Annotated in this window: 25 protein-coding genes and 1 riboswitch; of the genes, 11 read left to right on the forward strand and 14 right to left on the reverse strand. The window is 69.9% G+C overall.

The features are described from left to right. The first annotated feature begins 31 nt into the window (after nucleotides 1-31). A complete protein-coding gene (locus EJV46_RS09090; protein ID WP_131548303.1) occupies nucleotides 32-1,252 on the forward strand; it encodes an MFS transporter in 1,221 nt (406 codons plus the stop codon). Between the two features lie 104 nt (nucleotides 1,253-1,356). Next, complete coding sequence (locus tag EJV46_RS09095; RefSeq protein ID WP_131548304.1) at nucleotides 1,357-2,364, forward strand: hypothetical protein; 1,008 nt, start codon at nucleotides 1,357-1,359, stop codon at nucleotides 2,362-2,364. 41 nt (nucleotides 2,365-2,405) lie between these two features. Here EJV46_RS09095 and EJV46_RS09100 read toward each other — a convergent pair whose 3' ends face one another. The 7 genes from EJV46_RS09100 to EJV46_RS09125 form a co-directional block, all read right to left on the reverse strand. Further along, nucleotides 2,406-2,936, reverse strand: a complete 531-nt coding sequence (locus EJV46_RS09100) for a carboxymuconolactone decarboxylase family protein (RefSeq protein WP_131548305.1) — start codon at nucleotides 2,934-2,936, stop codon at nucleotides 2,406-2,408. A 216-nt stretch (nucleotides 2,937-3,152) separates the two neighbouring features. Further along, complete coding sequence (locus EJV46_RS09105; RefSeq protein WP_131548306.1) at nucleotides 3,153-3,728, reverse strand: peroxiredoxin; 576 nt, start codon at nucleotides 3,726-3,728, stop codon at nucleotides 3,153-3,155. A 124-nt stretch (nucleotides 3,729-3,852) separates the two neighbouring features. Further along, the gene (locus EJV46_RS09110) at nucleotides 3,853-8,145 is read right to left on the reverse strand and encodes a DUF4011 domain-containing protein (RefSeq protein ID WP_165585436.1); all 4,293 of its coding nucleotides are present in this window, start codon (nucleotides 8,143-8,145) and stop codon (nucleotides 3,853-3,855) included. A gap of 135 nt (nucleotides 8,146-8,280) precedes the next feature. Beyond that, the gene (locus tag EJV46_RS22740; protein WP_165585437.1) at nucleotides 8,281-8,439 is read right to left on the reverse strand and encodes a hypothetical protein; all 159 of its coding nucleotides are present in this window, start codon (nucleotides 8,437-8,439) and stop codon (nucleotides 8,281-8,283) included. 208 nt (nucleotides 8,440-8,647) lie between these two features. After that, nucleotides 8,648-10,150, reverse strand: coding sequence for a tripartite tricarboxylate transporter permease (locus EJV46_RS09115; RefSeq protein WP_131548308.1), 1,503 nt, complete (start codon nucleotides 10,148-10,150; stop codon nucleotides 8,648-8,650). A 22-nt stretch (nucleotides 10,151-10,172) separates the two neighbouring features. Further along, nucleotides 10,173-10,775, reverse strand: coding sequence for a tripartite tricarboxylate transporter TctB family protein (locus EJV46_RS09120; RefSeq protein WP_131548309.1), 603 nt, complete (start codon nucleotides 10,773-10,775; stop codon nucleotides 10,173-10,175). Between the two features lie 91 nt (nucleotides 10,776-10,866). After that, entirely contained in the window at nucleotides 10,867-11,841 is a 975-nt protein-coding gene (locus tag EJV46_RS09125; RefSeq protein ID WP_131548310.1) for a tripartite tricarboxylate transporter substrate binding protein, read from the reverse strand. Between the two features lie 178 nt (nucleotides 11,842-12,019). On the opposite strand from EJV46_RS09125, the gene EJV46_RS09130 reads away from it, so the two are divergent. The 3 genes from EJV46_RS09130 to EJV46_RS09140 are packed head-to-tail and all read left to right on the forward strand — an operon-like array spanning nucleotide 12,020 to nucleotide 14,900. After that, on the forward strand, nucleotides 12,020-13,195 hold the full coding sequence (locus EJV46_RS09130; protein WP_131548311.1) for a M20 family metallopeptidase: 1,176 nt from the start codon (nucleotides 12,020-12,022) through the stop codon (nucleotides 13,193-13,195). After that, nucleotides 13,192-13,962, forward strand: a complete 771-nt coding sequence (locus EJV46_RS09135) for a creatininase family protein (RefSeq protein WP_165585438.1) — start codon at nucleotides 13,192-13,194, stop codon at nucleotides 13,960-13,962. Before EJV46_RS09130 ends, EJV46_RS09135 begins: the two co-directional genes overlap by 4 nt. After that, complete coding sequence (locus EJV46_RS09140; protein WP_131548312.1) at nucleotides 13,959-14,900, forward strand: ketopantoate reductase family protein; 942 nt, start codon at nucleotides 13,959-13,961, stop codon at nucleotides 14,898-14,900. The genes EJV46_RS09135 and EJV46_RS09140 overlap by 4 nt, the downstream gene beginning before the upstream one ends. A gap of 71 nt (nucleotides 14,901-14,971) precedes the next feature. Here the strand turns inward: EJV46_RS09140 and EJV46_RS09145 are convergent, their stop codons facing one another. After that, nucleotides 14,972-15,937: a DUF429 domain-containing protein gene (locus EJV46_RS09145; RefSeq protein ID WP_131548313.1), complete on the reverse strand. Its 966-nt coding sequence runs from the start codon at nucleotides 15,935-15,937 to the stop codon at nucleotides 14,972-14,974. Between the two features lie 45 nt (nucleotides 15,938-15,982). On the opposite strand from EJV46_RS09145, the gene EJV46_RS09150 reads away from it, so the two are divergent. Beyond that, nucleotides 15,983-16,504 carry a cytochrome b gene (locus tag EJV46_RS09150; RefSeq protein WP_165585439.1) on the forward strand — a complete coding sequence of 174 codons (522 nt, stop codon included), beginning with the start codon at nucleotides 15,983-15,985 and terminating at the stop codon, nucleotides 16,502-16,504. Between the two features lie 3 nt (nucleotides 16,505-16,507). On the opposite strand, the gene aat is transcribed toward EJV46_RS09150, so the two are convergent. The 4 genes from aat to aroQ form a co-directional block, all read right to left on the reverse strand. Beyond that, nucleotides 16,508-17,173, reverse strand: a complete 666-nt coding sequence (gene aat, locus EJV46_RS09155) for a leucyl/phenylalanyl-tRNA--protein transferase (RefSeq protein ID WP_131548315.1) — start codon at nucleotides 17,171-17,173, stop codon at nucleotides 16,508-16,510. Between the two features lie 158 nt (nucleotides 17,174-17,331). Beyond that, a complete protein-coding gene (gene accC, locus EJV46_RS09160; protein ID WP_131548316.1) occupies nucleotides 17,332-18,675 on the reverse strand; it encodes an acetyl-CoA carboxylase biotin carboxylase subunit in 1,344 nt (447 codons plus the stop codon). A gap of 133 nt (nucleotides 18,676-18,808) precedes the next feature. Beyond that, nucleotides 18,809-19,288, reverse strand: a complete 480-nt coding sequence (accB, locus tag EJV46_RS09165) for an acetyl-CoA carboxylase biotin carboxyl carrier protein (protein ID WP_131548317.1) — start codon at nucleotides 19,286-19,288, stop codon at nucleotides 18,809-18,811. Then, nucleotides 19,285-19,740, reverse strand: a complete 456-nt coding sequence (gene aroQ, locus EJV46_RS09170) for a type II 3-dehydroquinate dehydratase (protein ID WP_131548318.1) — start codon at nucleotides 19,738-19,740, stop codon at nucleotides 19,285-19,287. Before aroQ ends, accB begins: the two co-directional genes overlap by 4 nt. Before the next feature lie 155 nt (nucleotides 19,741-19,895). Next, nucleotides 19,896-20,007: riboswitch (TPP riboswitch) on the forward strand. Between the two features lie 41 nt (nucleotides 20,008-20,048). Here aroQ and thiS point away from each other — a divergent pair. From thiS to EJV46_RS09190, 4 genes are all read left to right on the forward strand, one after another. Then, nucleotides 20,049-20,282, forward strand: coding sequence for a sulfur carrier protein ThiS (gene thiS, locus EJV46_RS23530; protein WP_240782480.1), 234 nt, complete (start codon nucleotides 20,049-20,051; stop codon nucleotides 20,280-20,282). A 3-nt stretch (nucleotides 20,283-20,285) separates the two neighbouring features. Beyond that, a complete protein-coding gene (locus tag EJV46_RS09180) occupies nucleotides 20,286-21,104 on the forward strand; it encodes a thiazole synthase (RefSeq protein ID WP_131548320.1) in 819 nt (272 codons plus the stop codon). A gap of 59 nt (nucleotides 21,105-21,163) precedes the next feature. Beyond that, complete coding sequence (locus tag EJV46_RS09185; RefSeq protein ID WP_131548321.1) at nucleotides 21,164-21,943, forward strand: SDR family oxidoreductase; 780 nt, start codon at nucleotides 21,164-21,166, stop codon at nucleotides 21,941-21,943. A gap of 421 nt (nucleotides 21,944-22,364) precedes the next feature. Next, entirely contained in the window at nucleotides 22,365-23,495 is a 1,131-nt protein-coding gene (locus EJV46_RS09190) for a type III PLP-dependent enzyme (protein WP_131548322.1), read from the forward strand. A 58-nt stretch (nucleotides 23,496-23,553) separates the two neighbouring features. Here EJV46_RS09190 and EJV46_RS09195 read toward each other — a convergent pair whose 3' ends face one another. Continuing rightward, nucleotides 23,554-23,778 carry a hypothetical protein gene (locus tag EJV46_RS09195; RefSeq protein WP_240782481.1) on the reverse strand — a complete coding sequence of 75 codons (225 nt, stop codon included), beginning with the start codon at nucleotides 23,776-23,778 and terminating at the stop codon, nucleotides 23,554-23,556. 28 nt (nucleotides 23,779-23,806) lie between these two features. On the opposite strand from EJV46_RS09195, the gene EJV46_RS09200 reads away from it, so the two are divergent. Next, on the forward strand, nucleotides 23,807-24,388 hold the full coding sequence (locus EJV46_RS09200; RefSeq protein WP_206020753.1) for an XRE family transcriptional regulator: 582 nt from the start codon (nucleotides 23,807-23,809) through the stop codon (nucleotides 24,386-24,388). 64 nt (nucleotides 24,389-24,452) lie between these two features. Here EJV46_RS09200 and lepA read toward each other — a convergent pair whose 3' ends face one another. Then, a complete protein-coding gene (gene lepA, locus EJV46_RS09205; RefSeq protein WP_131548323.1) occupies nucleotides 24,453-26,258 on the reverse strand; it encodes a translation elongation factor 4 in 1,806 nt (601 codons plus the stop codon). Nucleotides 26,259-26,312 lie beyond the last annotated feature (54 nt).

Here is a 26,312-nt window from a genome sequence, read left to right on the forward strand (position 1 = left end):
CGGCTTCAGGGGCGGCCGACAACTTGGCCGGATGAGCGAAGCCGTCCTGTCCCCGAAGCGCGACGCGCAGATCTGCGCCCTCATCGGGACGGGCCACTTCCTCTCTCACTTCTACATGCTCTGCCTGGCGCCGCTCTTCCTGGTCTGGCGCGACGAGTTCGGCGTCTCCTTCGCCATGCTGGGCCTCGCCGTCGCGCTGATGAGCGCGACGACGGCCGTGCTGCAGACGCCCGTCGGCTTTCTCGTGGACAAATACGGCGCGCGGCGCTTCCTGGTCGGCGGGACGCTGATCATGGCGCTGTCCATCAGCGCCATGTCCCTCGTCACCGATTTCCGGCTGATCCTGGCGCTGGCCGTGCTTTCGGGCATCGGCAACTCGGTGATCCACCCGGCCGACTACGCCATCCTCGCCGGCTCCATCCGCAAGGAGTTCGTGGGCCGGGCCTTCGCGCTGCACACCTTCACCGGCAATCTCGGCTTCGCGCTCGCCCCCCCGACCGTGGCGCTGCTGCTCCTCGTCATGGACTGGCGCCAGGCGCTGTTGCTGCTCGGCCTGCTCGGGCTGCCCGTGGTGGGCGCCATCCTGTGGCAGGCGCGCATCCTCGGCGAGCAGCCCAAGGCGCGCGGCCCCCGGAAGGTGAGCAGCCGCGAGCTGCTGCTGAGCAGGCCCATCCTGGCCTTCTTCGCCTTCTTCCTGCTCTCGGCCATGTCGGGCGCCGGCATCTCGGCCTTCCTCATCACGGTGCTCGGCAAGCTCTGGGGCACACCGGTCGCCGTCGCCTCGCTGGCGCTGACCGGCTACATGGTGGGCGCCACCGGCGGCACGCTGGTCGGCGGCTGGTACACGGACAAGAAGGGCGGCGGGAACCTGATGGGCTTCGTCACCGTGCTGACCCTGATCGCGGCCGGGCTGCTGCTGTCCCTGGGCGTGCTGCCCTATCCGGAGTTCCTGCTGCCGGTCGTGGCGCTGGCCGCCGGCCTCTGCATGGGCTCCTCGCGCACGCCGCGCGACGTGATGCTCAAGGAAGCCTGCCCACCGGGCGAGATCGGCAAGGTCTTCGGCTTCGTGAGCGCGGGCCTGCCGCTGGGCTCCGCCGTCATGCCGGTGCCGATGGGCCTGCTCATCGACTATGGCTTCACCTGGCTGGTGCTGCCGACGGTCGCCGTCCTGCTCGTCCTGTCGCTGCTCTGCGCCGGGAGTGCGCGGAGCTTTTCGCTCGCGCACCCTCTGCCGGTGCAACCGGCGGAATAGTCCAGGTCCTGAATTCAGTACGAGACCGTGCTTATCTCCCGGAGTGATTGACGGCGACTTCCATTTGCTTCCCCATGGCTTCGGAATACCGCCGGAGTTGTGGCATGCGGATCGTGCTTGTCCTGGGGCTGCTCCTGGCCAGCTGGCCGCTGGTTCTTTCGGAGGCGGCCGGCCAGCAGGCCCGCCGGTCGAGGGCCGCGCAGCCCTGGACGCTGTCGCGCGGCGGCGACAGCGCGACGCTCGTCTTCGACGACTGCGACAACTGCGGAAACCACGGCAACCAGCTTGTCGTCGCGACCTGCCTGGGCCCTGGACGGCAAGCCGACCTCTCCTTCCTTCTGCCTCCGCCGCGGCGGGGCGCGCAGCCACTTCAAATCGGGTCCCGCATCGAGGTCTCCCTGCAGATCGGCGCCGAGCGCTTCGCCTTCCGCGGCGCCGTCGACAGCCACCCGATCGGTGAGCAGATAGGAACGCCGATCGCGCCGGACCACGCAGTGTTCACGGCCATGATCCAGGGCGCCTCCATGCGCATGTCGGCACCCAACGGCGCGCAGGACGTCACCCTGCGGGGCGCCGCGGGCCCCATCCGGGCCTGGCAGGCGGCCTGCGGCGTAGCGCCGGGCGCTGCGGCGCCGCCGCCGCCCTCCGGGGGCCTGGCCGGCTATGCGCGCTATGCCGGCGGCTACGAGGTGACGGCCTTCCTGCGCGATCCGCCCATCGCCCGGGCGCTGTCGGGCATGCTCGACGCCGCGTCGCTGCGCCGCCTGCGGGACAATCTCGGCGTCCATGAGCCGATCGCGCTCGAATCGCCGATGCTCGTCATCCAGGGCGGAAAGCCGCGCATGGCCGATGTGGAGAATGCCATGGTCACCCTGAACCTGGAAACGGGGGCGCTGGAGATCGGCCTGCACTCGCACGGCCGCGTCGTGGTGCGCGGACCCGAGCCGCGCGCGGCGCTGAGCGCGCCCATGACCCGGTGGGCCGCCTCCTTCCAGCGCGGCGGGCGGCCCTTCGATTATATCCAGGTCGGCCAGGGGCAGCCGGCCGCGCAGCCGCCCCCCTCACCGGCCAGCGGCGGCAAGACGCCCGGCGCGGCCAATCCGCGCTGGTAGCGCGGAGCCTGGACGCCAGCTCCGCGACGTGGCTGGTGGCCTCAGGCCGCCAGCGCTTCCTCCGCGTCCATGGTCACCGCCGTCGCATGCACCACCGAGGCGATGCGGACCGCGGCCTGGACCTGCTCCTTGGTCAGGCCGCCGTGGAGCACGACCTTCTCGTGGCTCTCCATGCACATGCCGCAGCCATTGATGGCCGAGACGGCGAGCGACCAGAGCTCGAAGTCCACCTTCTCGACGCCGGGCTTGCCGATGACGTTCATGCGCAGCTTGGCCGGCATGGTCGCGTAGTCGCCGCCGACCAGATGGGAGAAGCGGTAGTAGATGTTGTTCATGCCCATCACCGAGGCCGCGGCCTTGGCGGCGTTCAGCGCCTCGGGGCTCAGCTGGGGGCCGAACTCGGCGAGGACGGCGCGCATGACGCGCGCATTCCGGCTCGCGATGGCGGAGGCCACGAAGGTGCCCGCGCGCTGCTGCTGCGTCAGGGAAGGCTCCGCCGCCAGGGTGCCGAGGTTGAGCTTCTGGTCCTTGGCGTATTCGGGCAGGTCGTTGCGCAGCGATTCCAGCGACATGGCGCGGGGCTCCCAATGGGCTCGGATTGTGGGGAAAAGGGCCGGTCCCGTCCCATCGCCGGCAGGCGATGGGGCGGGAGGCTCGAGGGGGCGGGTCTGCCCCTTCGGGACCGCGCGACGAGGAGAGCGGGGGGAACGCCGCGCGGTGGTGGTCTAGGGCATGAGCGTCGAAGGCGGCATCGCCGGAGACGTGAACATGCCCTCAGGCCGAGTGGATCAGGCGGCCTTCTCGAACAGCTCCTGCGGCTTCAGGGCGTCTTCGCCCTTCGTCCAGTTGCAGGCGCAGAGCTCGTCGGTCTGCAGCGCGTCGAGGATGCGCAGCGTCTCCTGCGGGTTGCGGCCGACGTTCAGGCCGTTGATGCCCACATGCTGGATGACGCCGGCGGGATCGACGATGAAGGTGGCGCGCAGCGGAACGCCGGCGTCCTTGTCGAGAACGCCCAGCGCCGAGCTCAGCTCGCGCTTCACGTCGGCGAGCATCGGGATCGGCAGATCCCTCAGGTCGTCGTTGTGGATGCGCCAGTTGAGGTGCACGAACTCGCTGTCGGTGCTGACGCCGTAGCAGACGGTGTCACGGTCGGCGAATTCCCCGGACAGCTTGCCGAAGGCGGCGATCTCGGTCGGGCAGATGAAGGTGAAGTCCTTCGGCCAGAAGAACACGACCTTCCACTGGCCGGGGTCGCTCTCGTTCGAGATCTGGGTGAAGGACTTGCCCGGGCCGCCCAGGCCCTCGGCGCCACCCTTGACGGCGGTCAGGTCGAAGCTCGGGAACTTGTCGCCAACGGTCAGCATGCAGTGTCTCTCCTGAGTGGTGTCTCTCGGACCGCATCGCTGCGTTCCTGTAGGACGATATGGCGGTGCAACATGCATTTTGCCAATGAATAGTTTTGGGCGTTATCATCGGATCGATCGATCATTAGGCAGCAGGCAGAATGATTTGTCCGGACCCAATCAGCATGGCGAGACGCGCCGCCACCGCCGGGGTCGCGCCCGCATCGAGGCCGAGCAGCCGGGTGATGCCGACCGCGAGTTCCTCCTCCGTCGCCCGGGGCTGCACGCCGAGCAGAACCCTGGCCCCGGCGGCCACTTCGCCCGGATGAATCAGGGGCGGGCGACGGGTAAAGCCGGCGGCGGCGCGACGGTTCCGAGGGGTGATGGGCGCGACCTCCTCGGCGAACCAGAAGCCGCCCTCCTCGCGGGCGCCGTGGAGAAGCCTCGCCTCGTTGAGGGCGGCGGCGCAGGTCCTCGCGTCCGGTGCGGCGGGACCGAGGAGGAGGCGCAGGCGCTCGGCGACGGCATCGGGATGGATAGGCGCCTCGGTGGCGATGATGGCGGCGACGAGTTGGCCCAGCTCCGCCCGGTTCGCCGGCGGCTTTTCCATCGCGGCCTCCCGATAGGGCGCAGCGAGTCCGGGATCGGCGGCGACGTCCGGCGCGGCGGGGGCCGCGAGGCCGAGGGGGAGGCGCAGCCGCGCCCGGGCCGCCTCGGGCTGATTGAGCCAGTCCAGCGTCCAGCTCCGCGCCAGCTTCCAGCCCATCCCCTCCAGCGCCGCCTGGCGCCCCCGGTCGCGGTCGCGTGCGCAGCGAAGGGCGGACCAGCCCGGCCCGTCCAGCTCGATGCCCAGCTCGAAGCCCTCCTGGCCCCGCGCGGCGACATCGAGGAAGAGTCCGGACGACCCCAGCTGCGGCACGGCCACGCGTCCTGATTCGGTCACGAGCCCGCCGATCAACGCGCCGATCGGCGAGGCCTGGCCCGCTTCCACGTCCCGTGAAGCGGCGCCGGCAGCGAAGGACAGGAAGGTCTTGAGCGCGCTTTCGCCGCCCACGCCGTCGCTCCGCGAGAGATCGATGTCGTCGGCCGTGATGTCGCTGAAGACGATGCAGCGCTTCTTGGCCCGTGTGATGAGGACGTTGAGCCGCCTCTCCCCGCCCTCGGCCGAAACCGGGCCGAAGTTCATGCGAAGGTTCTCGCCCGCGGTCCGCGCAAAGCCGACGCAGATCATGATCGCGTCGCGCTCGTCGCCCTGCACGTTCTCCAGGTTCTTGACGAAGAAGGGCTCCTGCGGATGGCCCGTGAAGAAGCCTTCCGTGTCCGGGGCGGCGGCCCGTGCCGCCTCGACCGCATCGAGCAGGAGGTCGCGCTGCCGCTCCGAGAAGGCGGCGACGCCCAGCGTGTCGTCCGGCGTTTCCCTCGCATGGCGAAGGACGGCATTGGCAACCTCCTCTGCCTGCTTGCGATAGCCGGCATCGTTGGCGTCCACGTCCAGCCGCACCAGCGAAAGCCCGAGCGCCGGGCTGCGCGGCCGCGGCGAGGGCAGCACCAGCAGGCGGCCGCCGTAGAACTCCGCATTGGAGGTGGCGATCAGGCTCTCGTGCCGGCTGCGGTAATGCCAGCGCAGCATGGCCGAGGGAATGCCCCGCGCATTTGCGAGGCCGAGGACGCTCTCGACGTCCCGCGCCGCCAGCCCCGCGTCCTCCCCCGGCGCCTCCTCCGCGTCGTTCTCGGTCATGCGCTGGAAGAAGCGCGTGGGCGGCATCTGCCGGTCGTCGCCGACCACCACGACCTGACTGGCGCGGGTGATGGCGCCCAGGGCGTCGACCGGCTCGATCTGGCTGGCCTCGTCCATGACCAGCAGGTCGAAGACCGGAAATCCCGGCGCCGTCGCGTGATGCGGATTGGCGAGGAACTGGGCGACCGTCAGCGGGCTCAGCATGAAGATGGGCTTGGCCTTGCGGATGAGCGGCGCGGCGCGCGTCATCAGCATGCGGATCGGCGCATGGCCGCGCTTGCGCTCGAACTCGCCGCGCAGGAAGGCCAGCGAGGCCCCCTCCTCGCCCTGCCGCAGCGCGGCCAGCCGTTCGGCATGCCTCGCGGCGGCCTCGCCGCGGGCGAGGCGGACGCGGGCGGCATCGGCCTCACGGAAATCCGCGACAAGCCGGTCGGCGGCAGCCCCGTCGAAGGCGGCAAGCTCGGGATGCTGGCGCATCGCGACGCGGAACAGGGCCTCGAGCGCGGCGTAGTCCAGCGCGGCCTCCGCATCGCCGGGCGCGACGGCGCCGGATTCCAGGGCCTGCGCGAGCGGCGCCAGCGCGGGCTCGGCGGCCATGGCGCGGGACCAGCCCTGCCAGGGCGCCAGCGCCTCCGGCTCGGCGGCCATGGCGGCCAGGCGCTCGGCCAGGGCGGCGAAGGTCTCGGGGGCCTCGAGACCCGTGGCGTCGCGGACCGCGCTCCAGGCCGCCAGCGCGTCGCGCTGGGCCGGCGTGACGGGGGGCGCGTCGAAGGCCTCGCGATGCGTCTCGAACCAGCCGAGGCGCTCGGCGAGCGTCGCCTCGTCCGGACCCTCGCCGAGTCGGGCCAGCGCCGCCTGGGCGGCGAGCAGGGCCTCGAGCGCGCCGGCATCCTCGGGATCGCGGATCGCGGCGGCGATGACGGCCTTCGCCTCGCGCCGCGCCCCGTCGAGGAAGCCGAAGATCCCGCCGGGCTGGGCCAGCGTGCCGCGCGCGGCGGCCAGCCCCGGCGCATGCAGTGCGCCAGGAAGGAAGCGCGGCTCCACCCGCGCCGCCGCGACATGGCGGAGGTCGGCCTGGCGGGCCCTGGCCGCTTCGACTTCACTTGGCTGGATCGGCGCCGCGGCGCGCAGGGCTTCGGCCGCCAGCGCCTGCCCGGCTTCGGCGATGCGGCCTGGCGTGGCGGCCAGTGCGCGGATGTAGCGCGGCAGCTCGGCCTGGAACCGGGCCGCCGCGACGGCATCCAGCGCGGGCGACACGCCGCGCCATGGACTGCGCGCGCCGGCGCTGTTCGCCGCGAGCTCACGCGCGCTCGAGCGCAGGCCGCGCAGCCGCGCCGCGTCCCAGTCGGAAGCGTCCAGCCGGAAGGGCGGCGGCGCGGCGCCCGAGGCGCGCAGCGCGGCCAGCTGCGCGATCACCTCCTGCACGGTCACGCCCGTCCCGCCCACGGCATCGCGCATGGCGGCCGCGTGGCGGTTCAGCCGCCCGCGCAGGTCGCCGAGGCGCTGCACCGCCGCCTCACGCTGCGGCGCCTGCGGCGGCGGGAGCGCGAGGGTCGCGCGTAGCTCGTCCAGCACGGCCCGCTTGGAGGGCTTCTCGCCGTGCAGCTCCAGCACGGCCGCGCCGAGACCCAGATTGTCCAGCCGCCGCCTCACCACCTCCAGCGCCGCCGATTTCTCGGCGACGAAAAGCACGCTTCGCCCGTCCAGCACGGCCTGGGCCAGGATGTTCACGATCGTCTGGCTCTTGCCGGTGCCCGGCGGGCCCTGGATCACGAGGCTATGGCCGCGGCGCACGGCCTCCGCGGCCAGGGCCTGGCTGCCATCGACCTCCACCACATGGTCCAGCCGCTCGACCGGGATGGCAGCGTCCACATCGGCATCGTCCGCGAAGGGCGGCGGCTCGGCCGGCGGCGCCAGGGGGTCGAGCAGGCGGCGCAGCGGCGCGTGCTCCAGCAGGCCCGGATGCGCGACGGGGTCCAGATCGCGCCACATCAGGAACTTCGCAAAGGCGAAGAGGCCGAGGGCCAGGGCGTCCGCCTCGACTCGCCAGTCCACGCGTCCGGCGACGGCGACGGCGACCTTCTCCCGCCAGCCCTCGGCCGTGAATTCCGGCAGGGCTATGCCGAAATCGGCGGAGAGCTTCTCCCGAAGGGACAGGTTCTCGACCATCTCTTCAGGATTGCCGCGCAGCCGGTAGCGGCTGCTCACGCCGTCGCGCTCCAGCGTCACCGGAACCAGGGCGAGCGGCGCCGACCGCTCCGTCTCCGGCGTGGCCGGATCGCGCCAGACAAGTCCGCCCACGGCCAGGTAGAGGCTGGCCACGCCGCTCTCCTCGCGGGCGCTGCGGGCATCCGCCATCAGGTCGCGCAGGCGCCGCGCGAGCTCCTCGGGCGTCAGGGCGACGCGGAGGTTGGTGTCGTTCCGCCACTCCTCGCGGGTCGCGCCGGCATCGGCGACGACCACGCCCTCGGCGCGCCGGCGGCCGCGCGTTCCGCCCGGCTTCAGCTCGGCGGCCTGCGCGGCCTCGAATCCGAAGGGTTTTCCGGCCGCCAGCTGCGCCAGGACGAAGCCCGCATCCTCCTCGCCGATGCGGATCACGCCGCGCGCCCGGCCCTGCGCCGGCAGGCTCAGCAGACGGTTGCGCGTCGAGAGGTCGATCAGGGCACGGCGGGCCTGCTGCAGCGTCTCGATAAGGCTCATGATGTCATCCCAGGGCCCGCCGCAGGCGGCTTTCCTTGTGACCATACCCCTGCCCCGGCCGCGCCAGCAGCTCCTCCGGCAGGCGGTGCCCGCGCAGCGCGGCATGTGAGGCGTCCATCGCGATGCTGCCGCGGATCAGCGACGGCGAATGAGGGCGGCGGCGAGGACGGCGACGGCGATGATGAGGACCGTCATCATCCCCTGGACCACCGAGTAGTTCGGGGCGTCGGGCGCCACGAACCAGGCGGCGATGCCGCCCCCGGCGAGAAGCGCGATGCGGACGAGCCAGGCCATGGGATACCTCCGGCGGGATTCTGCCACGCGCCTTTCGGAGATGCCATGCTTCCCATGAGGGGAGCTTCTGGCCAGGGCTGCCAGAGGACCGGCGGTCCCATGCCGCATCCGCCACGGCCAGGCGGCGAGCGGCGGCGTCAACAAGCGGAACAAAAAACGCCCCGGAGATGTCTCTCCGGGGCGTTGCAGGCCAGCGACGGTGCGTCTGCTATTCCGCCATCGCCTTTTCCTTGCCCTTCCGGATCGTCGGCAGGGCCATCAGGATCAGCGCAAAGGCCGCGATCCCCAGCATGGTCGCCGAGATCGGGCGCTGGATGAAGACCGACCAGTCGCCGCGGCTCAGCAGCATGGCCCGGCGCAGGTGTTCCTCCATCATCGGCCCCAGCACGAAGCCGATCAGCAGCGGGGCCGGCTCCATCTTCAGCTTGTTGCAGACGTAGCCGAACACGGTGAACAGGACCGTCATGTAGACGTCGAACACGTTGTTGTTCAGCGAGTACACGCCGATGCAGCAGAAGACCAGGATCGAGGGGTAGAGGAAGCGATAGGGCACCTGCAGCAGCTTCACCCACATGCCGATCATCGGCAGGTTGATGACGAGCAGCATCAGGTTGCCGAGCCACATCGAGGCGATGAGGCCCCAAAAGAGGTCCGGCTGCGCCTCGACCATGCGCGGGCCCGGCTGGATGCCCTGGATGATCAGCGCGCCGACCATCAGCGCCATCACGGCGTTGGACGGAATGCCGAGCGTCAGCAGCGGGATGAAGCTGGTCTGCGCCGCCGCGTTGTTGGCGGCCTCGGGACCGGCGACGCCCTCGATGGCGCCCTGGCCGAAGAGGTGCTTACCGCGCGAGACCTTGCGCTCCATCATATAGGAGCCGAAGGCCGCGAGGGAGGCGCCGCCGCCGGGCAGGATACCGAGGAAGCTGCCCACGACCGTGCCGCGAAGCACCGACGGCGTGGCCCGCTTGAACTCCTCCTTCGTCAGCCAGAGCTGGCCGACCTTGGTGCTGAGAACCGAGCGCGATTCGGGCCGCTCGAGGTTGAGGATGATCTCCGCGATGCCGAACATGCCCATGGCGATGGGCACGAAGCCGATGCCGTCCGAGAGCTCGGGAATGCCGAAGGTGAAGCGCTGCTGGCCCGTCTGGACATCGGTGCCGACGAGGCCGAGGGCGACGCCGAGCACCACCATGCCGACGGCCTTCACGATCGAGCCCTGCGCGAGCACGCAGGCAATGATGAGGCCCAGGAGCATCAGGGAGAAGTAGTCCGCCGGGCCGAAGCTGAGCGCGACCTGCGTCAGCATGGGTCCGGACGCCGCGACCAGGATGGTGGCGACGGTGCCCGCGAAGAACGAGCCGAGCGCCGCCGTGGCCAGGGCCGCGCCGGCGCGGCCGTTGCGGGCCATCTTGTAGCCTTCGAGGGTCGTGACGACGGACGACACCTCGCCCGGAAGGTTCAGCAGGATGGCCGTCGTGGAGCCGCCGTACTGCGCGCCGTAATAGATGCCGGCGAGCATGATGATGGCGGTCGTCGCCGGGAGGCCGAAGGTGATCGGCAGCAGCAGGGAGATCGTCGCCACCGGGCCGATGCCGGGCAGAACGCCGATGGCGGTGCCGATCAATGCGCCCAGAAGGGCGAAGCTGAGATTCTGGAAACTGATGGCGACGCCAAAGCCATGCAGCAGGTTGCTAATGAGAAGTTCCATGGTCGCTTTCCCTATCCCGCTCTCAAACCTGCGGCCACAGATTCACGCGGATATCCAGCTCGTAGATGAATACCCAGTAGCACAGCACGAGAAGGAAGATCGTGAGCCCGACCACGCCCCTCTTGGTGTGCGTGTGCTCAGCGAGGCAGCTCGCGATGATCAGGCCGGTCAGCGCGGCGAAGAAGCCCGCCTGCTCGAGCAGCAGCCCGAAGATGCAGACCGAGGCGCAGATGATCGCCAGGATCTTCCAACCAGCGGAAAAGGCCATGACGGTGAAGCCGACCAGAATGCCCAGCCCGACCCCATTGTAGGTCTGGCCGAAGAAGCTCCAGATCGATGGGGAGATCTTCCACGCGATCACGCCGGCGAGGATGCCGCCCACCAAGGTGCCCACGTCCAGCCCGGTCCATCTCTCGAGCGGGTCGGGACCACTGGCCAGGGCGACGAGGCACACGATCAGACCGAGGCCGGCCTGGATCCAGAATACCAGCATCGGCATGTAGCCCGGACCCATGCGGCGCGCGGTGCCGAGGCTATGGTCCATGTTCAGATACAGGCCGGCAAGGGCGACGACGATCAGGAAAATTCCCGACGCCATGTCCTTTCCATTCAATTTCAACTTCATAAATCCCTCACTCCCCGCCTCGGGCCGGCAACTTCCGGCATTTCGACTAAACTGCCAAGCGGCAACCGCAAATCCGTTCAAATCTTACGAATCAGTCAGGTCTCGCGCCAGTTTCGCGAACCAGGGGGCCCCATAGCGCGACCTCCGAAGCCACGAAAGCGGCATATTCCTCAGGCGAGAAACGGCCCGGGGAACCACCGATCTCCGCGAAGCGCATTCGCGTCGAATCACTGTCCAGGATCGTGCCGACCTCGCGGGCGAGGCGGTCCACGATCGGCCGCGGCAGATTGGCCGGGCCGGAAAGGCCGAACCAGCTGCTGGCGACCACGTCGTAGCCCTGCTCGCGGAAGGTCGGCACGTTTGGAAAAGAAGGGTGGCGCTCGGCGCTGCTCATGGCGACCGCCGTCACGCTGCCCTGCCGGATATGCGCCGCCGCCGAAGGCAGGCTGTCGCTCATCAGCGGCACCTGGCCGCCGATCACGGCCGTCATCGCCGGGCCCGCCCCGCGAAAGGGAATGTGGTTGATCTCGCGCCCGAGCAGCCCGCCCATCTTCACGATCAGCAGGTGGTTGGAGGAGCCTGAGCCGCTGCTGGCCATGTCGAGGCCGCGCTGGCGATGCAGCCGCGCGAGGTCGGCCAGGTTCGCGATGCCCGTCCGCGGATTCGCCACGAAGACGGAGGGGTTCAGCGTCAGCAGCGCGATATGGGAGAAGTCGCGCAAGGGGTCGTAGCGAATGTTGCCGTAGAGCGTCGGCGAGATCGCGTGGCTCGCGATGTTGGACAGGACCAGCGTATGTCCATCCGGCGGGGCTTGCGCGACGAGGAGGCTGCCCACCGTTGCGCCGGCGCCGGGCCGGTTCTCGACGATGATCGGCTGACCGAGCTTTTCCTGTAGCGGCGTGGCGACGAGGCGCGCGACCAGGTCGGTGGTTCCGCCGGGCGCGAAGGGCACCACAAGGCGGATGGGCTGGGACGGCCAGGCGGGCGCGGCGCCCTGCGCACGCGCAAGGACAGGCAGCGCGAGGCTACCCCCCAGGATCGCGCGGCGACGCCACGTCTGGACCATCCGAACTCCCAACCACGACCGAACTTTGTCTGTTCGGCAGACATTCTTGGCTCTCGGCTATGGCATGCCGTTAAGCTTGCTGCAAGCTTTGTGGCGCTCCGAAGGCACGTGTCTGGACAGGTCGGAACCGGGCGCCGAGGATGGTTGCATCGAAGCACCACCCCTGCGGAAGCCCTCCATGATCGTCAACGACCCCGAATCCCGCATCCGCGAGCATGCGGCTGTGCTGGAACGGCGCCTCATCGAGATCCGCCGCGACCTGCACGCCTATCCCGAGCTCGGTTTCGAGGAGGTCCGCACCGCGGGCATCGTGGCGGCGGAGCTGGAGCGCATGGGCATCGCGCCGCGCACGGGCGTCGGCGGAACGGGCGTGCTCGGCGTGATCGACGGCGGGCGCCCGGGGCCGACGCTGGCCATCCGCGCGGACATGGACGCCCTGCCGATCCTGGAGGAGACCGGCCTCCCCTTCGCGAGCCGCAACGAAGGCAAGATGCACGCCTGCGGGCACGACATCCATACGACCACGCTGCTCGGCGCGGCCGAGGTGCTGAAGGGGCTGGCGCCGAACCTCGCCGGCCGCATCCTGCTGGTCTTCCAGCCGGCCGAGGAGATCCTCGGCGGCGCGAAAGCGATGATCGCCGACGGCGCGGCCGAGGGCATCGACATGGCCATCGGCTTCCACAACCACCCGGAGATGGCCGTCGGCACCTTCGGCTATGTGCGCGGCTATTCCCTCTCGGCGGCCGACAAGTTCGACATCGTGCTGCGCGGCAAGTCGGGCCATGCGGCCCATCCCGACGCGGCGGTCGATCCCATCATCGGCGCGGCGCATATCGTCACGCAGCTGCAGACGGTGGTGAGCCGCGAGCAGAACCCGATCCACTCCTGCGTCGTCACCGTCGGCATGTTCCAGGGCGGGACCACGCACAACATCATCCCCGAGCGCGTGACGCTGAAGGGCACGGTGCGCACGCTACATCCCAAGGCGCGCGAGACGGCGGAGCGGGCGATCCGCCGCCTCGTCGAGACCTCGGCCGCGGCGATGCGGATGGAGGCGAGCATCGAGTACACGCGCCTCTGCGGCGCGCTCTACAACGACGACCGGATCCTGGAGCCCGCCATCGCCTCCGTCGCCGCGCATTTCGGTGCGGAGCTGGAGAACAGCGATCCCTCCATGGGAGCCGAGGATTTTTCCGAGTTCGCCGCGCGTGCGCCGGCCTTCCACCTGCGCGTCGGATCGGGAGCCGAAGGCCGCGAGGACCGGCTGCACAACGCCTTCTACCAGCCGGACGAGCGCTGCATCGCGCTCGGCGTGCAGGCGCTCTCGCGCATCGCCGTGGATCTGCTGAAGTGAGGATCGCGGAACTCGCGGCCCCAGAGGTCGCGCGGCGCATCGCCGCGGGCCATGCGGTGCTCGTGCCGATGGGCAGCACCGAGACGCACGGCCCGGCGCTGCCGATGGGCGACTACCTGCTGGCGGAGGCCATCGCGCTGCGCATCGCCGAAGCCGCCGGCGATGCGCTCGCCCTGCCGGCGCTCGCCTTCGGCGGCGCGGACTTCTTCCGGGGCGTGCCCGGTGGGGTGGCGCTGAGTCCCTCGACGCTCACCGCCGTCGTGACCGACATCCTCGTCGCGCTGCATGAGGGTGGGGCGAAGCGCATCCTGATCCTCAACGGCCACGGCGGAAACATCCCGTCGATCGAGGAGGCGCAGCGGAAGCTGCGGCACGGCTATGGCATCGTGGCCCCCGTGCTGCACCTCTGGAAATCCGCCGGCGGCTGGCAGAAGGAGCTGGGCGGCGCGCCGGACGCGCTCGGCCATGGCGGCGATCCCATCGCCTCCGTGGCGCTGCACTTGCGGCCCGACCTCTGCGCGCCCGCGGCGATGAAGCCGCGCGCCGCGCTGCCGCCTTTCCTGGGCCTGCCGGTCAGCGGCTTCGGCACGATCCGGGCGGCGGGCGTGGATTTCGGCGCGCCGATCGAGCTGGAGGAGGTCGCGGCCGGCGGCGTCGCGGCGGCCGATCCCTCGGGCGCGAGCGCGGAACATGGCGCGCGGATCGTCGCGCGCCTCGTCGAGGCTGCGACGGCGATGCTCGCCGCGATGAAGGGTCATTCCTGGTGAAGGTCGCGGTATTCGGCACGGGCGCCATCGGTAGCCATGTCGCGGGGCGAATCGCCAAGGGCGGCAGGGCCGAGGTGAGCGTGATCGCGCGCGGGCCGCAGCTCGAGGGCATCCGCGCAAACGGGATCACCGTCGATGCGCCCGACGCGACCTTCAACGTGAAGGTCCGTGCCGAGCAGGATCCCGCGAGGCTGGGCCCGCAGGATGCGGTGGTCATCACCGTGAAGGCGCCGGCGCTGACCGGCGTGGCCGATGCCATCGCGCCGCTGCTCGGCCCCGAGACGCCGGTCGTCTTCGTCATCAACGGCATCCCCTGGTGGTGGGGCGACGGTCTCGACGTGCTCGACCCGACCGGCTCCGTGCGAGAGAAGATCGGGCTCGCGCGCACCATCGGCGGCGTGGTCTGGTCCGCCTGCACGGTGACCAGCCCCGGCACGGTGAAGGTGGCGAGCGCCACGAGCAAGGTGGTCTTCGGCGAGCTGGACGGCAGCATCACGCCGCGCGCGACGGCGCTCGCCGAGGCGCTGCAGGCGGGCGGCATGGGCGGCGTGGCCTCGCCCGACATCCGCACCGAGATCTGGACCAAGCTGCTCAACAACCTGGTGAACGGGCCGATCTGCCTGCTCTCTCGGCGGCACATGAAGGGCACCTTCGACGAGCCCATCCTCATGGAGGCGGCGCTGACGGTCATGCGGGAGGCGCTGGAGATCGCGAAGGCTCTCGGCCATCCTATCCCGGGCGATGCGGAGAAGCAGATCCTTCGCTCGGTGGTGATCGCGCACAAGCCGTCCATCCTGCAGGACCTGGAGCAGGGCCGCGGGCTGGAATTCGATGCGCTCTTCACCGTGCCGCTGCAGCTCGCGAGGCAGGCGGGGGTGCGCGCGCCCACGCTGGAGCTGCTGGTGGCCCTGGCGCGGAAGGGCGCCCACGCCGCGTAGCTTTCCCGGCGCCGATTCACGCTTCAGACGGAAAACTGCCTGAAGCGATCGGAGCTTGCCCCGCGGCCGATTCACGCTTCGGGCGGAAGACTGCCTGAAGCAATCGGACGCGGGCGCGGCAGCTCCTGCTGCCCCAGCACCCAGCCCTCCCAGCTCCGCACCGCCGCGTCCTCCGGGATGAAGTCGGCCCGATGGCCGTCCAGCACGGCGATCAGCGCGAGCAGGCCGAGGGTGCAGTCCAGCCGGTCCTCGCCGGCCGCGTCAGCCCCGAAGCCGTCGGCGATCGCGGCCGACAGCTCCGCCGAGGGCGTCACATGCAGCCGGGCCAGCACCTCGCGCAGCGGCCTGGCCAGGGTCAGCCGCGCCGCGCGGTCGCGCTTGCTGCCGCGCAGGCGGAGCCCCAGCTGCCGCAGAGCCTCGGCCGGATAGACCTCCGCCACCGCGAGCCGCCCCGGGCGCAGCAGCCCGTGCAGCGGCCCGGCGAAGGGCCAGAGGTCGAGCGCCGCGCCCTCCGCGAGGGCCGGCGCCAGCCACTCCCGCCAGGCCGAGAGCCCCGCCTTGCCCGATTGGTTCGCGCCCAGCGTCCAGAAGGGCGGCGCGCCGGCGGGGCGCGTGGCCGTGGCGCTGTCGCACCAGCGGTGGAGGGCATCGGCGCCAGGCAGGCCGAGCGCGGCGGCGTGGCTCGCCCGCGTCATGCCTTTGACGCCGCGCAAGGGATAGAACGGCGCTTCCAGGCTCACCGTCTCCAGCGTGGCGTTCACGGCGAAGAAGCGCGGATCGCCGGCGCGGCGGCGCAGGAACTCCACGAAGCCCGGCTCGGGCCGCTGCGCCGCATAGAGCCGCGGCACGCCGAGCGGCAGGTCCAGCCCCAGCACCGCCGGCACCCCGGCGCGCCGGAGCGCTTCCGCCAGGGCCGCCAGGTCCGGAACCGGGCGCGGCGCCTGCATGCGCCAGGCCGTCCCATCGGCCTCGGCGACACAGGCCCATCGCTTCGCGGGCGAGACCGACCAATCCGCGTGCGCGGCGTAGATTCTCATGAGAGGATCGGAACCATCCCCATAGGGGGAGGCATGGAGGCGGGCATGGCGTATCCGACGACGTCGAAGTGGTTCCACTGGATCACGGTCGTGCTCATGGCCATCGCCCTGCCGACCGGCTTCGTGATCCAGCACCTGGCCGAGGAGAGCAAGGGCACCTTCTACGCCATCCATCAGAATGCCGGCCTCACCCTCCTACTCGTGGCGGCGGCACGGCTCTGGTGGCGGATCCGCCATCCGGTGCCGCTCCATCCCGGGCTGCCGGCGCCGATGCGGATCACCGCCAATGCGGTGCACCACCTGCTCTACCTGGCGCTGATCCTGCAGCCCGTGCTGGGCTTCTTCATGACCAACGCCTTCGGCTTCCCGATGCAGGGCGAGACGGCCTATCTCGGCCTGATCGATTTCCCCAAGTTCATGGAGACCCATGAGGGCCTGGGGAACGCGCTGCTGGCGGCGCACGTTTGGCTGGGCTGGACGATCCTGGGGCTGCTGGTGCTGCACGTCGGGGGCGTGGTCTTCCACCAGGCGATCCGCAAGGACGGCACCCTGTTGCGGATGGTGTAGCCCCTACTCCCCGGGCGTCCGCAGCCGCGCGATCTCCTGGGCCAGCAGCTCCTCCGGCAGTTCGGCCGGGAACCGCGCCGGCACCTCAACGGCGACGGAGAGCAGCCGCTTGTATAGGGCGCGGGGCACCTCCTCCGTACCGAACTGCGCCAGGTGCGTCGTCTGGAACTGCGCGTCGAGCAGGGTGAAGCCGCCCAGCCGCAGCCGCGCCACGAGATGCACCAGCGCGACCTTGGAGGCGTCGTCCGCCCGGCTGAACATGCTTTCGCCGAAGAAGGCGCCGCCAAGCGCCACGCCGTAGAGCCCGCCCACCAGTTCCCCGTCCTTCCAGGACTCGATGGAATGGGCGTGGCCCTGCTCGTGCAGCTCCAGGAAGAGCGAGCGGATCTCGGCGTTGATCCAGCTTTCCGGCGAGTTCGGCCGGGGAGCCGCGCATTCGTCGATGACCCGCTCGAACTCCCGGTTGGCCGTCACGTGATAGGGTGCCTGCCGGAGCCGCCGGGCCAGCCGGCGGGACAGGTGAAAACCCTCAAGCGGGATGACGCCGCGCTGCTCCGGGTCGAGCCAGTAGAGGGTGCGCGCATCCCGGCTCTCGGCCATGGGGAAGAGGCCGATCCGATACGCCCGCAGCATGAGTTCGGGCGTGATCTCCATCTGCCGGCGCGACATGCGGGCGCTCAGCCTGGTCCGGCAGGTCGGGAGGGGGAGGACGTGGCCTTCAGGGGTTTCACGCCCTCATCCTAGACGCCCTGATGATCGTTCCGAAACGTTCTGTGCGTTCCGGAACAGGAAAGAATTCGCAGCCACGCGTCAACGGCCTGCGCGCGTCATTCCGCCCGGGCGACGAAGCGCTCCAGCCAGTGGATGGTGTAGTCGCCGGCCTGGAATTCGGGGTCGGCCATGATCCGCCGATGCAGCGGCAGCGTAGTCTCGATGCCGTCGACCACCATCTCCTCCAGCGCCCGGCGCATGCGCGCGATGGCCTGGGCGCGGCTGGGCGCATGCACGATGAGCTTGGCCACCAGGCTGTCGTAATGCGGCGGCACGGAGTAGCCGGAATAGAGCGCGCTATCGACGCGCACGCCGAGGCCGCCCGGGGCGTGGTAGGTGTTCACCCGCCCGGGCGAGGGCGCGAAGGTCACCGCGTCCTCGGCCGTGACGCGGCACTCGATCGCATGGCCGGAGAAGGCCACGTCCTCCTGTCCGTAGCCCAGCGCCTCGCCGGAGGCGATGCGGATCTGCTCGCGGACCAGATCCACCCCACAGACCATCTCCGTCACGGGGTGCTCGACCTGGAGGCGGGTGTTCATCTCGATGAAGGCGAACTGGCCGTCCTGGTAGAGGAATTCCAGCGTGCCGGCATTGCGGTAGCCGAGCTTGCTGAGCCCGGAAGTGACCTGCGCGCCCAGCGCGTCGCGCTCGGGCCCGGTCAGCGCGGGAGAGCCCGCCTCCTCGACCAGCTTCTGGTGGCGGCGCTGCAGCGAGCAGTCGCGCTCGCCGAAATGCACGACATTGCCGTGGTTGTCGGCCAGCACCTGCAGCTCGATGTGCCGCGGCTTGTCGAGGTACTTCTCCATGTAGACGGCGTCGTTGCCGAAGGCCGCCTTGGATTCGGTCCGCGCGACGCGCCAGGCCTCCTCCAGCTCGTCGGCGCTGTGCGCGACCTTCATGCCGCGGCCGCCGCCGCCGGCGGCCGCCTTGATGAGCACGGGATACCTGATCTGCTCGGCGACCTCGCGGGCCTCCTCCAGCGTGTCCAGCGCGCCCTTCGAGCCCGGGACCAGCGGCACGCCAAGCTCGCGCATGGCGTCCTTGGCCGAGATCTTGTCGCCCATCATGCGGATATGCGCGGCGGTCGGGCCGATGAAGATGAGGCCATGCGCCTCCACCATCTCCGCGAAGCCGGCATTCTCGGACAGGAAGCCGTAGCCCGGATGGATGGCCTCGGCGCCGGTGATGGTGGCGGCCGAAAGGATGGCGGCCACGTTGAGGTAGCTGTCGCGGGCCGAGGGCGGGCCGATGCAGACGCTCTCGTCGGCGAGGCGGACATGCATGGCCGAGGCGTCGGCCGTGCTGTGCACCGCGACGGTGCGGATGCCCATCTCCTGGCAGGCGCGGTGGACGCGCAGCGCGATCTCGCCGCGATTCGCGATCAGGATTTTCTTGATCATGCCCTCAGACGCCGGGCGGCGCCTCCGGCGCCTTGGCTTCGCCGCGCGGCGGCAGCACCAGGCCGTGAAGTGGAGTGGGCGGCGCCGGCCGCCTTGCGGCCGGGGTCGACTTGGGCGGCGCTCGCCATGAGGGCTATTCCACCAGCACCAGCGGCTCGCCGTATTCCACCGGCGTGCCCGATTCGATCAGGATGCGGGTCACCGTGCCGGCGCGCGGGGCCTTGATCTGGTTGAAGGTCTTCATCGCCTCGATGAGCAGCAGCGTCTGGCCCTGGGCCACCTTGGCGCCGAGCTGGATGAAGGCCGCGGCCCCCGGCTCCGGCGAGAGATAGGCCACGCCCACCATCGGCGAGGTCACGAGGCCGGGGTTCTTGAGGTCCAGCGCCGAGGGATCCACGGCGGCGGCGGCCGGCGCGGGAGCGGGGACGGGGGCGGCCGCCAGGGGCGCCGCGGCCTGCATCACGGGGGCGGCGACCGTCACCGCGGGCAGGATACGGGCCACGCGGATCCGCGCGTCCTTCTCGGACAGCTCGATCTCCGTCAGATCGGTCTCGCGCAGGATCTCGGCGAGCTTGCGGATCGCCTCCGGGTCGAACTGGATGCCGCTTGTCATGCGTCTTCGTCCTCATCTCCACCGATCAGCCCCGCCATGGCCTGCAGCGCGAGCGCGTAGCCCGCGACGCCCAGGCCGGCGATCACGCCGGTGGCGGCCTTGGAGACCAGGCTGTTGTGCCGGAACTCCTCGCGCCGATGGATGTTGGTGATATGGATCTCGATCACCGGCAGCCCGACCGCCAGAAGCGCGTCCAGGATGGCGACCGAGGTGGTGGTGTAGCCCGCCGGGTTGATCACGATGCCCGCGGCGCGGCCGCGGCACTCCTGGATCCAGGAGACCAGCTCGCCCTCGACATTGGATTGCCGGAAGTCGATGGCCAGGCCCAGCTCCTCCGCCGCCTCGGCGCAGAGGCTCTCGACATCGTCCAGGGTCGCGGTGCCGTACTTCTCCGGCTCGCGCGTGCCCAGCATGTTGAGGTTGGGGCCGTTGAACACGGCAATGAGGTTCATGGCGATTCCCGGCGGGGGCCTCTCGAAGGGGCCGGGGCTAGCACGCGACGCGCGGCAGGGGCAAGCACGGGCCCGGGACTTGTCCCGGGGGAAGGCCGCGGCCATCTTCGGCATGCGGGCGATGTTGACTTCCGGCAGCGGCAGGTCGCAGCATCGGCGCGACCAAGGGGAGCCCTTCCTGGAGGGCTGAGATTCCGCGCGGACGCGGTCGACTCTTAGAACCTGATCCGGGTCATGCCGGCGATAGGGATGGGCCATCGGCGTCGCGCCACCCTCCCATCGAATCGATTTTGGGACGAAGCGAGACGATGCCTGACACCCCGATGCCACCGAGCCTCCAGCTGGCGCTCACGGTCAATGGCGAGGCGCGCGCCGTCGCCGCCGGCACCAGCGTCGCCGGCCTGCTGGCGGAGATCGGGCTGGCCGAGCGCAAGGTGGCGGTCGAGCGCAACCTGGAGATCGTGCCGCGCTCCCAATACGCCACGACGATGCTCGGTGCCGGCGACGCCGTCGAGATCGTCCATTTCATCGGAGGGGGCTGAACCATGCCCGACGACATCCGCACGCCCGTGACCACCATCCAGGACTCCGGGGACGACAGCTGGGAAGTGGCCGGGCGCCGCTTCCGCTCCCGCCTCATCGTGGGCACCGGCCGCTACAAGACCCTGGAGCAGACCGGCGAGAGCATCCGCGCCAGCGGGGCCGAGATCGTCACCGTCGCCGTGCGGCGCGTGAACCTCAGCGACGCCTCGGCGCCCATGCTGCAGGACTTCGTGTCGCCGCAGGACTACACCTACCTGCCCAACACGGCCGGCTGCCACACGGCGCAGGAGGCGGTGCGCACGCTGCGGCTGGCACGCGAGGCCGGCGGCTGGAACCTCGTGAAGCTCGAGGTGCTCGGCCCGCCGCCCTATCTCTACCCGGATATGGCCGGCACCTTCGAAGCAGCGGCGGCGCTGCTCGCCGATGGCTTCGAGGTCATGGTCTATTGCGCGGACGACCCGGTCGCGGCGAAGCGGCTGGAGGAGATGGGCTGCGTCGCCATCATGCCGCTCGGCGCGCCGATCGGCTCGGGGATGGGGGTGGTGAACCCCTATATGATCCGCAGCATCAAGCAAAATGCGAAGGTGCCGGTGCTGGTGGATGCGGGCATCGGCACGGCCAGCGAGGCGGCCTTCGCCATGGAGCTCGGCTGCGACGCGGTGCTGCTGAACAGCGCCATCGCGCATGCGCAGGATCCAGTGCGGATGGCCGTGGCGATGAAGCATGCGGTGATCGCGGGGCGCGAGGCCTTCCTGGCCGGCCGCATGCCGCGCGACTACCGGGCGGATGCGTCGAGCCCGATGAGCGGGCTCATCCGCTAGCCGGCTCCGCGCCGCCGAGGCAGGATCGTCCCTTCACCGATTGGGAGGGAGCGAAAAACATGGATCTCGGCATCAAGGGGCGCAGGGCCATTGTCTGCGCCGGCTCCAAGGGTCTCGGCCGCGGCTGCGCCGAGGCGCTCGCGCGGGAAGGCGTGGAGCTGGTGATCACGGCCCGGGGCGGCGAGGCGCTGGAAGCCACGGCCAAGGCCATCCGCGATGCGACGGGCGTCTCGGTGAAGACCGTCCAGGGCGACATCACCACCGAGGCGGGCCGCGCCGACGTGCTGGCCGCCCTGCCGGATCCCGACATCCTGATCACCAATGCGGGAGGCCCGCCGCAGGGCGAATTCTCGGGCTTCGAGCTGGACGACTGGCGCCGCGCGGTGGAGGCGAACATGCTGACGCCGATCGCCCTCATCAAGGCCGTGCTGCCGAAGATGACCGAGCGGAAGTTCGGCCGCATCCTGAACATCACCAGCTATTCGGTGAAAGCGCCGATCGCCCGGCTCGAGCTCTCCAACGGCGCGCGGGCGGGCTTGACGGGCGCGCTGGCCTCGCTGGCGCGGCGGGTGGCGGTGAACAACGTCACCATCAACCACCTGCTGCCGGGGCCCTTCGACACGGACCGTATCCGGGGCAACTGGCGCCAGGTCGTCGCCGCCGGCACCTCGACGATGGAGGAGCTGGAGCGCAATGCCGTGAAGGCGATCCCCGCCGGCCGCCTCGGCACGGCCGAGGAATTCGGCAATTTCGCCGCTTTCCTCTGCTCCGCGCATGCGGGCTTCACCACCGGGCAGAGCATTCTGCTCGACGGTGGGTCCTACCCCGGCACGCTGTAACGATGCGTTCCGCGCATTCCTGACGCGCGCCGGAAACACTCCGGCAACCCCCAGGGCCATTCGGGCGTTTCGCCGCGACCTCCGGGGGGAGTTTCGGAGGGGTTTCCGGTCGCCCCCGGGGGCGGCGCGAAAAAACTTCGTTTCTCTTCGTAAAGCCGCTTGCCTTGGCGGAACGGCAGCCCTACATGCCGCCTCACAAGACGCAGTACGCACGTGCCTCTGGCCCCAGGCCCACGGAGCTGAGCCCCACTTTCGGCTTGCCACCGCGGCGCAAGGTTTACGCAACGACGTCAAGCGTTCTGGCAACCCCGGGAGCTCACCCTCCCGGTTTTCTTCTGGTCGCTGGTTCGTTCGACCGTTTCGTCAATCTGGGGCCGCCCCTGACGGGGATGGTTCCACTATGTTTGTGGAAGGTGCTGCGATGACCCCGAAGGTCGCTCGCTTCCTTGCTGACATCCAGCCGGCCACGCCGTGCCTGGTGCTCGACGTGGACCGCGTGGAAGCCAACTTCCGCCGGCTGCGCGACGCGCTGCCCCTCGCGCGCATCTATTACGCGGTGAAGGCCAATCCGGCCGCGCCCGTGCTGGAGCGGCTGGTCGGCCTCGGCTCGCAGTTCGACGCTGCCAGCTTCCAGGAAGTGGCAATGTGCCTGGACGCCGGCGCCGATCCGGAGGCGATCTCCTACGGCAACACCATCAAGCGCGAGCGCGACATCGCGGCCGCCTATGCGCGCGGCGTGCGGATGTTCGCCTTCGACAGCGAGATGGAGCTGGAGAAGCTCGCCCGCTCCGCGCCCGGCGCCCGCGTCTATTGCCGCATCCTGGTGGGCAATGACGGCGCCGAATGGCCGCTGAGCCGCAAGTTCGGCTGCGAAGTCGAGATGGCGCGTGACCTCATGGTCAAGGCCGGGCAGATGGGCCTCGATCCCTTCGGCCTCTCCTTCCATGTCGGCAGCCAGCAGGTCCGCACCGCCGCCTATGAGATGGCCATCGCCAAGGTCGCCATGCTGTTCACCGACCTGGTGGATGCCGGGGTGAAGGTGCGCATGGTGAATCTCGGCGGCGGCTATCCGGTCCGCTACAAGTCCGAGGTGCCGGAAATCGACGAGTTCGGTTCCGCGATCATGGGCGCCATGGCCGAGCATTTCGGCAATGCCCTGCCCGAGATCGTGATCGAGCCCGGCCGCTTCCTGGTCGCCGATGCCGGCGTGGTCCAGGCCGAGGTCGTGCTCGTGAGCCGCAAGGCCGAGGACGATCCCGTCCGCTGGGTGTACCTGGACATCGGCCGTTTCGGCGGGCTGGCCGAGACCGAGGGCGAGGCGATCAAATACGCGTTCCGCACGCCGCATGACGGCACCGCCGAGGGTCCCGTGACCATCGCCGGCCCGACTTGCGACAGCACGGACACGCTCTACGAGAAGTCCAACTACCGTCTGCCGACGGCGCTGACGGCGGGCGACCGCGTGGAGTTGCTGGCGACCGGCGCCTATGTGACGACCTATGCCAGCCAGAAGTTCAACGGCTTCGAGCCGCTGGCCGAGCACTACATCTGAGGCTCCGGGCCTCGGTGACAGGACGCCGCCGCGGGAGACCGCGGCGGCGTTCGTCGTTTCAGAGGTATTTTCCGCGCTCCATGATCTCGAGCGTGTATTCCTTGTAGCTCATGCCGAGCTCCTCGGCCCGGGCGAGGCGGCGCAGGGCGATTTCGCGCGGCGGCGTCTTCCAGGCCTTCTTGTGCGCCTTCCGCCAGACGTAGCTTCGCCAGGAGGCGTCGGGGTCGAGCGGTGGGCCGCCATTATGTCCGATCCCCGGCGGCTTGCTCGAATCCATGGCCATGCGGCCAGCGTTCCACTAAAGTGCATGCATGTCCACTATCCTGGATGATCCCTTGCAGAGCCTCCTCGCCGGCCGCATCCGGCGGGAGCGCGAGGCGCGCGGCTGGGCCATGGCCGAGCTGGCGGCGGCGTCCGGCGTCTCGCGGGCCATGATCAGCAAGGTGGAGCGCGGCGAGGCCAGCCCCACCGCCGCGCTGCTCGGGCGGCTGTCCGGCGCCTTCGGGCTAACGGTCTCGACCCTGCTGGCGCGGGCAGAATCGGACGGGGGCGCCGGGCGGCTGTCGCGGGCGGCCGGGCAGGAGGTCTGGACCGATCCGGAGACAGGCTATGTGCGTCGCCAGCTATCCCCCGCCGGCGCCGATCCCGAGCTGATCCATGTCGAGATGCCGCCAAGTGGCCGCGTGGCCTATCCGGCCTCGTCCTATGCCTTCATGCGCGGGCATTGCGTCTGGCTGATCTCGGGCGGCCTCACCATCCGGGAGGGCGGCACGGAGAACGTGCTGCGGCCGGGCGACTGCCTGGCCTTCGACCTCACGGTCCCGCAGGACCGCGAATACGAGAACCAGACCTCCGCGCCTTGCCGCTACGTGGTGACGCTGGCGCGGCGCTGAGGAGGCCAGCTCCACCAGCGAGTGGCCGCGCCCTGGCATGGGCCTCAGCAGCGAGGCGGCAAGATCAGGCGTCCATCTTGAGGGCGGCGATGAAGGCGCTCTGCGGGATTTCGACCTTGCCGAACTGCCGCATGCGCTTCTTGCCTTCCTTCTGCTTGTCCAGAAGCTTGCGCTTGCGGCTGATGTCGCCGCCGTAGCACTTCGCCGTCACGTCCTTGGACATCGCGGAGATGGTCTCGCGAGCGATCACGCGGCCGCCGATCGCGGCCTGGATGGGGATCTTGAAGAGCTGGCGGGGGATCAGGTCCTTCAGCTTCTCGCAGATGGAGCGGCCGCGGCGGTCCGCCTGGCTGCGATGCGCCATGAAGGAGAGCGCATCCACCGGCTCGGCATTCACGAGGATGGAGATCTTCACCAGATCGCCGGCCTCGTAGCCCTCCATCGCATAGTCGAAGCTCGCATAGCCGCGGCTGATCGACTTGAGCCGGTCGTAGAAGTCGAAGACCACCTCGTTCAGCGGCAGCATGTAGACCGCCATGGCGCGGCTGCCGACATAGGTCAGCTCCACCTGCCGGCCGCGGCGCTCGTTGCACAGGGTAAGGACCGGGCCGAGATATTCGTCCGGCACCATGATGGTGGCCTTGATCCAGGGCTCCTGGATTTCCGCGACCAGGGTGGGGTCGGGCATGTCGGCCGGGTTGTGGAGGTCGAGCTCCTGGCCGTTGTTCAGCTTCAGCTTGTAGACCACGCTCGGCGCGGTCGCGATCAGGTCGAGGTCGAACTCGCGGGAGAGCCGCTCCTGCACGATCTCCAGGTGCAGCAGGCCCAGGAAGCCGCAGCGATAGCCGAGGCCCAGCGCCGCCGAGGTCTCCATCTCGTAGTGGAAGCTGCTGTCGTTCAGCCGCAGCTTGCCCACGCTTTCGCGCAGCTTCTCGAAGTCGTCGGCATCCACGGGGTAGAGGCCGCACCACACCACGGGAATGCTGGGCTTGAAGCCGGGCAGGGCCGCGGTCGCGGGGCTGCGGTCGTCGGTGATGGTGTCGCCGACATTGGTGTCGGCCACGGTCTTGATGGCGGCGGTGACGAAGCCCATCTCGCCGGGGCCGAGGCTGTCGCGGGGGATCATCTTCGGCGTGAAGATGCCCACCTGCTCCACCGTGTGGACCGCGCCGTTCGACATCATGCGGATGCGCTGGCCCTTGCGCAGATGCCCGTCGCGCACCCGCACCAGCACGACCACGCCGAGATAGGCGTCGTACCAGCTGTCCACCAGCAGGGCGGTCAGGGGCTTGGAGGCGTCGCCCGTGGGCGGCGGCAGGCGGGTGACGATGGCCTCCAGCACGCCCTCGATGTTCAGGCCCGTCTTGGCGCTGATCATCACCGCTTCCGAGGCGTCGAGGCCGATCACGTCCTCGATCTGCTGCTTCACCCGGTCGGGCTCGGCGGCCGGCAGGTCGACCTTGTTGAGGACCGGGACGATCTCGTGATTGGCGTCGAGCGCCTGGTAGACATTGGCGAGGGTCTGCGCCTCCACGCCCTGGGAGGCGTCGACCACCAGCAGCGAGCCCTCGCAGGCGGCGAGCGAGCGGCTGACCTCATAGGCGAAGTCCACATGGCCCGGCGTGTCCATGAGGTTCAGCGTGTAGGTCTTGCCGTCCTTGGCGGGGTAGCTGATGCGGACGGTCTGCGCCTTGATGGTGATGCCGCGCTCGCGCTCGATGTCCATGTTGTCGAGCAGCTGTTCCTTCATATCGCGCAGCGCCACGGTTCCGGTCGTCTGGATCAGACGGTCGGCCAGCGTGGACTTCCCATGGTCGATATGCGCGATGATGGAGAAGTTGCGGATCAGGTTCAGCGGAGTCTCGGTCATCCGCGGGAGATAGGGCCAAAAAGCCCCGGTTGAAAGCGCGGAAGCCATGCGCCG

The organism is Roseococcus sp. SYP-B2431 (assembly GCF_004336745.1).
In the GTDB taxonomy this organism is placed as follows: domain Bacteria; phylum Pseudomonadota; class Alphaproteobacteria; order Acetobacterales; family Acetobacteraceae; genus Roseococcus.

Coding starts and splice junctions, on each gene's coding strand:
- EJV46_RS09090 (WP_131548303.1), top strand. CDS start 32: ATGAGCGAAGCCGTCCTGTCCCCGAAGCGCGACGCGCAGATCTGCGCC.
- EJV46_RS09095 (WP_131548304.1), top strand. CDS start 1,357: ATGCGGATCGTGCTTGTCCTGGGGCTGCTCCTGGCCAGCTGGCCGCTG.
- EJV46_RS09100 (WP_131548305.1), bottom strand. CDS start 2,936: ATGTCGCTGGAATCGCTGCGCAACGACCTGCCCGAATACGCCAAGGAC.
- EJV46_RS09105 (WP_131548306.1), bottom strand. CDS start 3,728: ATGCTGACCGTTGGCGACAAGTTCCCGAGCTTCGACCTGACCGCCGTC.
- EJV46_RS09110 (WP_165585436.1), bottom strand. CDS start 8,145: ATGAGCCTTATCGAGACGCTGCAGCAGGCCCGCCGTGCCCTGATCGAC.
- EJV46_RS22740 (WP_165585437.1), bottom strand. CDS start 8,439: ATGGCCTGGCTCGTCCGCATCGCGCTTCTCGCCGGGGGCGGCATCGCC.
- EJV46_RS09115 (WP_131548308.1), bottom strand. CDS start 10,150: ATGGAACTTCTCATTAGCAACCTGCTGCATGGCTTTGGCGTCGCCATC.
- EJV46_RS09120 (WP_131548309.1), bottom strand. CDS start 10,775: ATGAAGTTGAAATTGAATGGAAAGGACATGGCGTCGGGAATTTTCCTG.
- EJV46_RS09125 (WP_131548310.1), bottom strand. CDS start 11,841: ATGGTCCAGACGTGGCGTCGCCGCGCGATCCTGGGGGGTAGCCTCGCG.
- EJV46_RS09130 (WP_131548311.1), top strand. CDS start 12,020: ATGATCGTCAACGACCCCGAATCCCGCATCCGCGAGCATGCGGCTGTG.
- EJV46_RS09145 (WP_131548313.1), bottom strand. CDS start 15,937: ATGAGAATCTACGCCGCGCACGCGGATTGGTCGGTCTCGCCCGCGAAG.
- EJV46_RS09150 (WP_165585439.1), top strand. CDS start 15,983: ATGGCGTATCCGACGACGTCGAAGTGGTTCCACTGGATCACGGTCGTG.
- aat (WP_131548315.1), bottom strand. CDS start 17,173: ATGTCGCGCCGGCAGATGGAGATCACGCCCGAACTCATGCTGCGGGCG.
- accC (WP_131548316.1), bottom strand. CDS start 18,675: ATGATCAAGAAAATCCTGATCGCGAATCGCGGCGAGATCGCGCTGCGC.
- accB (WP_131548317.1), bottom strand. CDS start 19,288: ATGACAAGCGGCATCCAGTTCGACCCGGAGGCGATCCGCAAGCTCGCC.
- aroQ (WP_131548318.1), bottom strand. CDS start 19,740: ATGAACCTCATTGCCGTGTTCAACGGCCCCAACCTCAACATGCTGGGC.
- thiS (WP_240782480.1), top strand. CDS start 20,049: ATGCCTGACACCCCGATGCCACCGAGCCTCCAGCTGGCGCTCACGGTC.
- EJV46_RS09180 (WP_131548320.1), top strand. CDS start 20,286: ATGCCCGACGACATCCGCACGCCCGTGACCACCATCCAGGACTCCGGG.
- EJV46_RS09185 (WP_131548321.1), top strand. CDS start 21,164: ATGGATCTCGGCATCAAGGGGCGCAGGGCCATTGTCTGCGCCGGCTCC.
- EJV46_RS09190 (WP_131548322.1), top strand. CDS start 22,365: ATGACCCCGAAGGTCGCTCGCTTCCTTGCTGACATCCAGCCGGCCACG.
- EJV46_RS09195 (WP_240782481.1), bottom strand. CDS start 23,778: ATGGCCATGGATTCGAGCAAGCCGCCGGGGATCGGACATAATGGCGGC.
- EJV46_RS09200 (WP_206020753.1), top strand. CDS start 23,807: ATGTCCACTATCCTGGATGATCCCTTGCAGAGCCTCCTCGCCGGCCGC.
- lepA (WP_131548323.1), bottom strand. CDS start 26,258: ATGACCGAGACTCCGCTGAACCTGATCCGCAACTTCTCCATCATCGCG.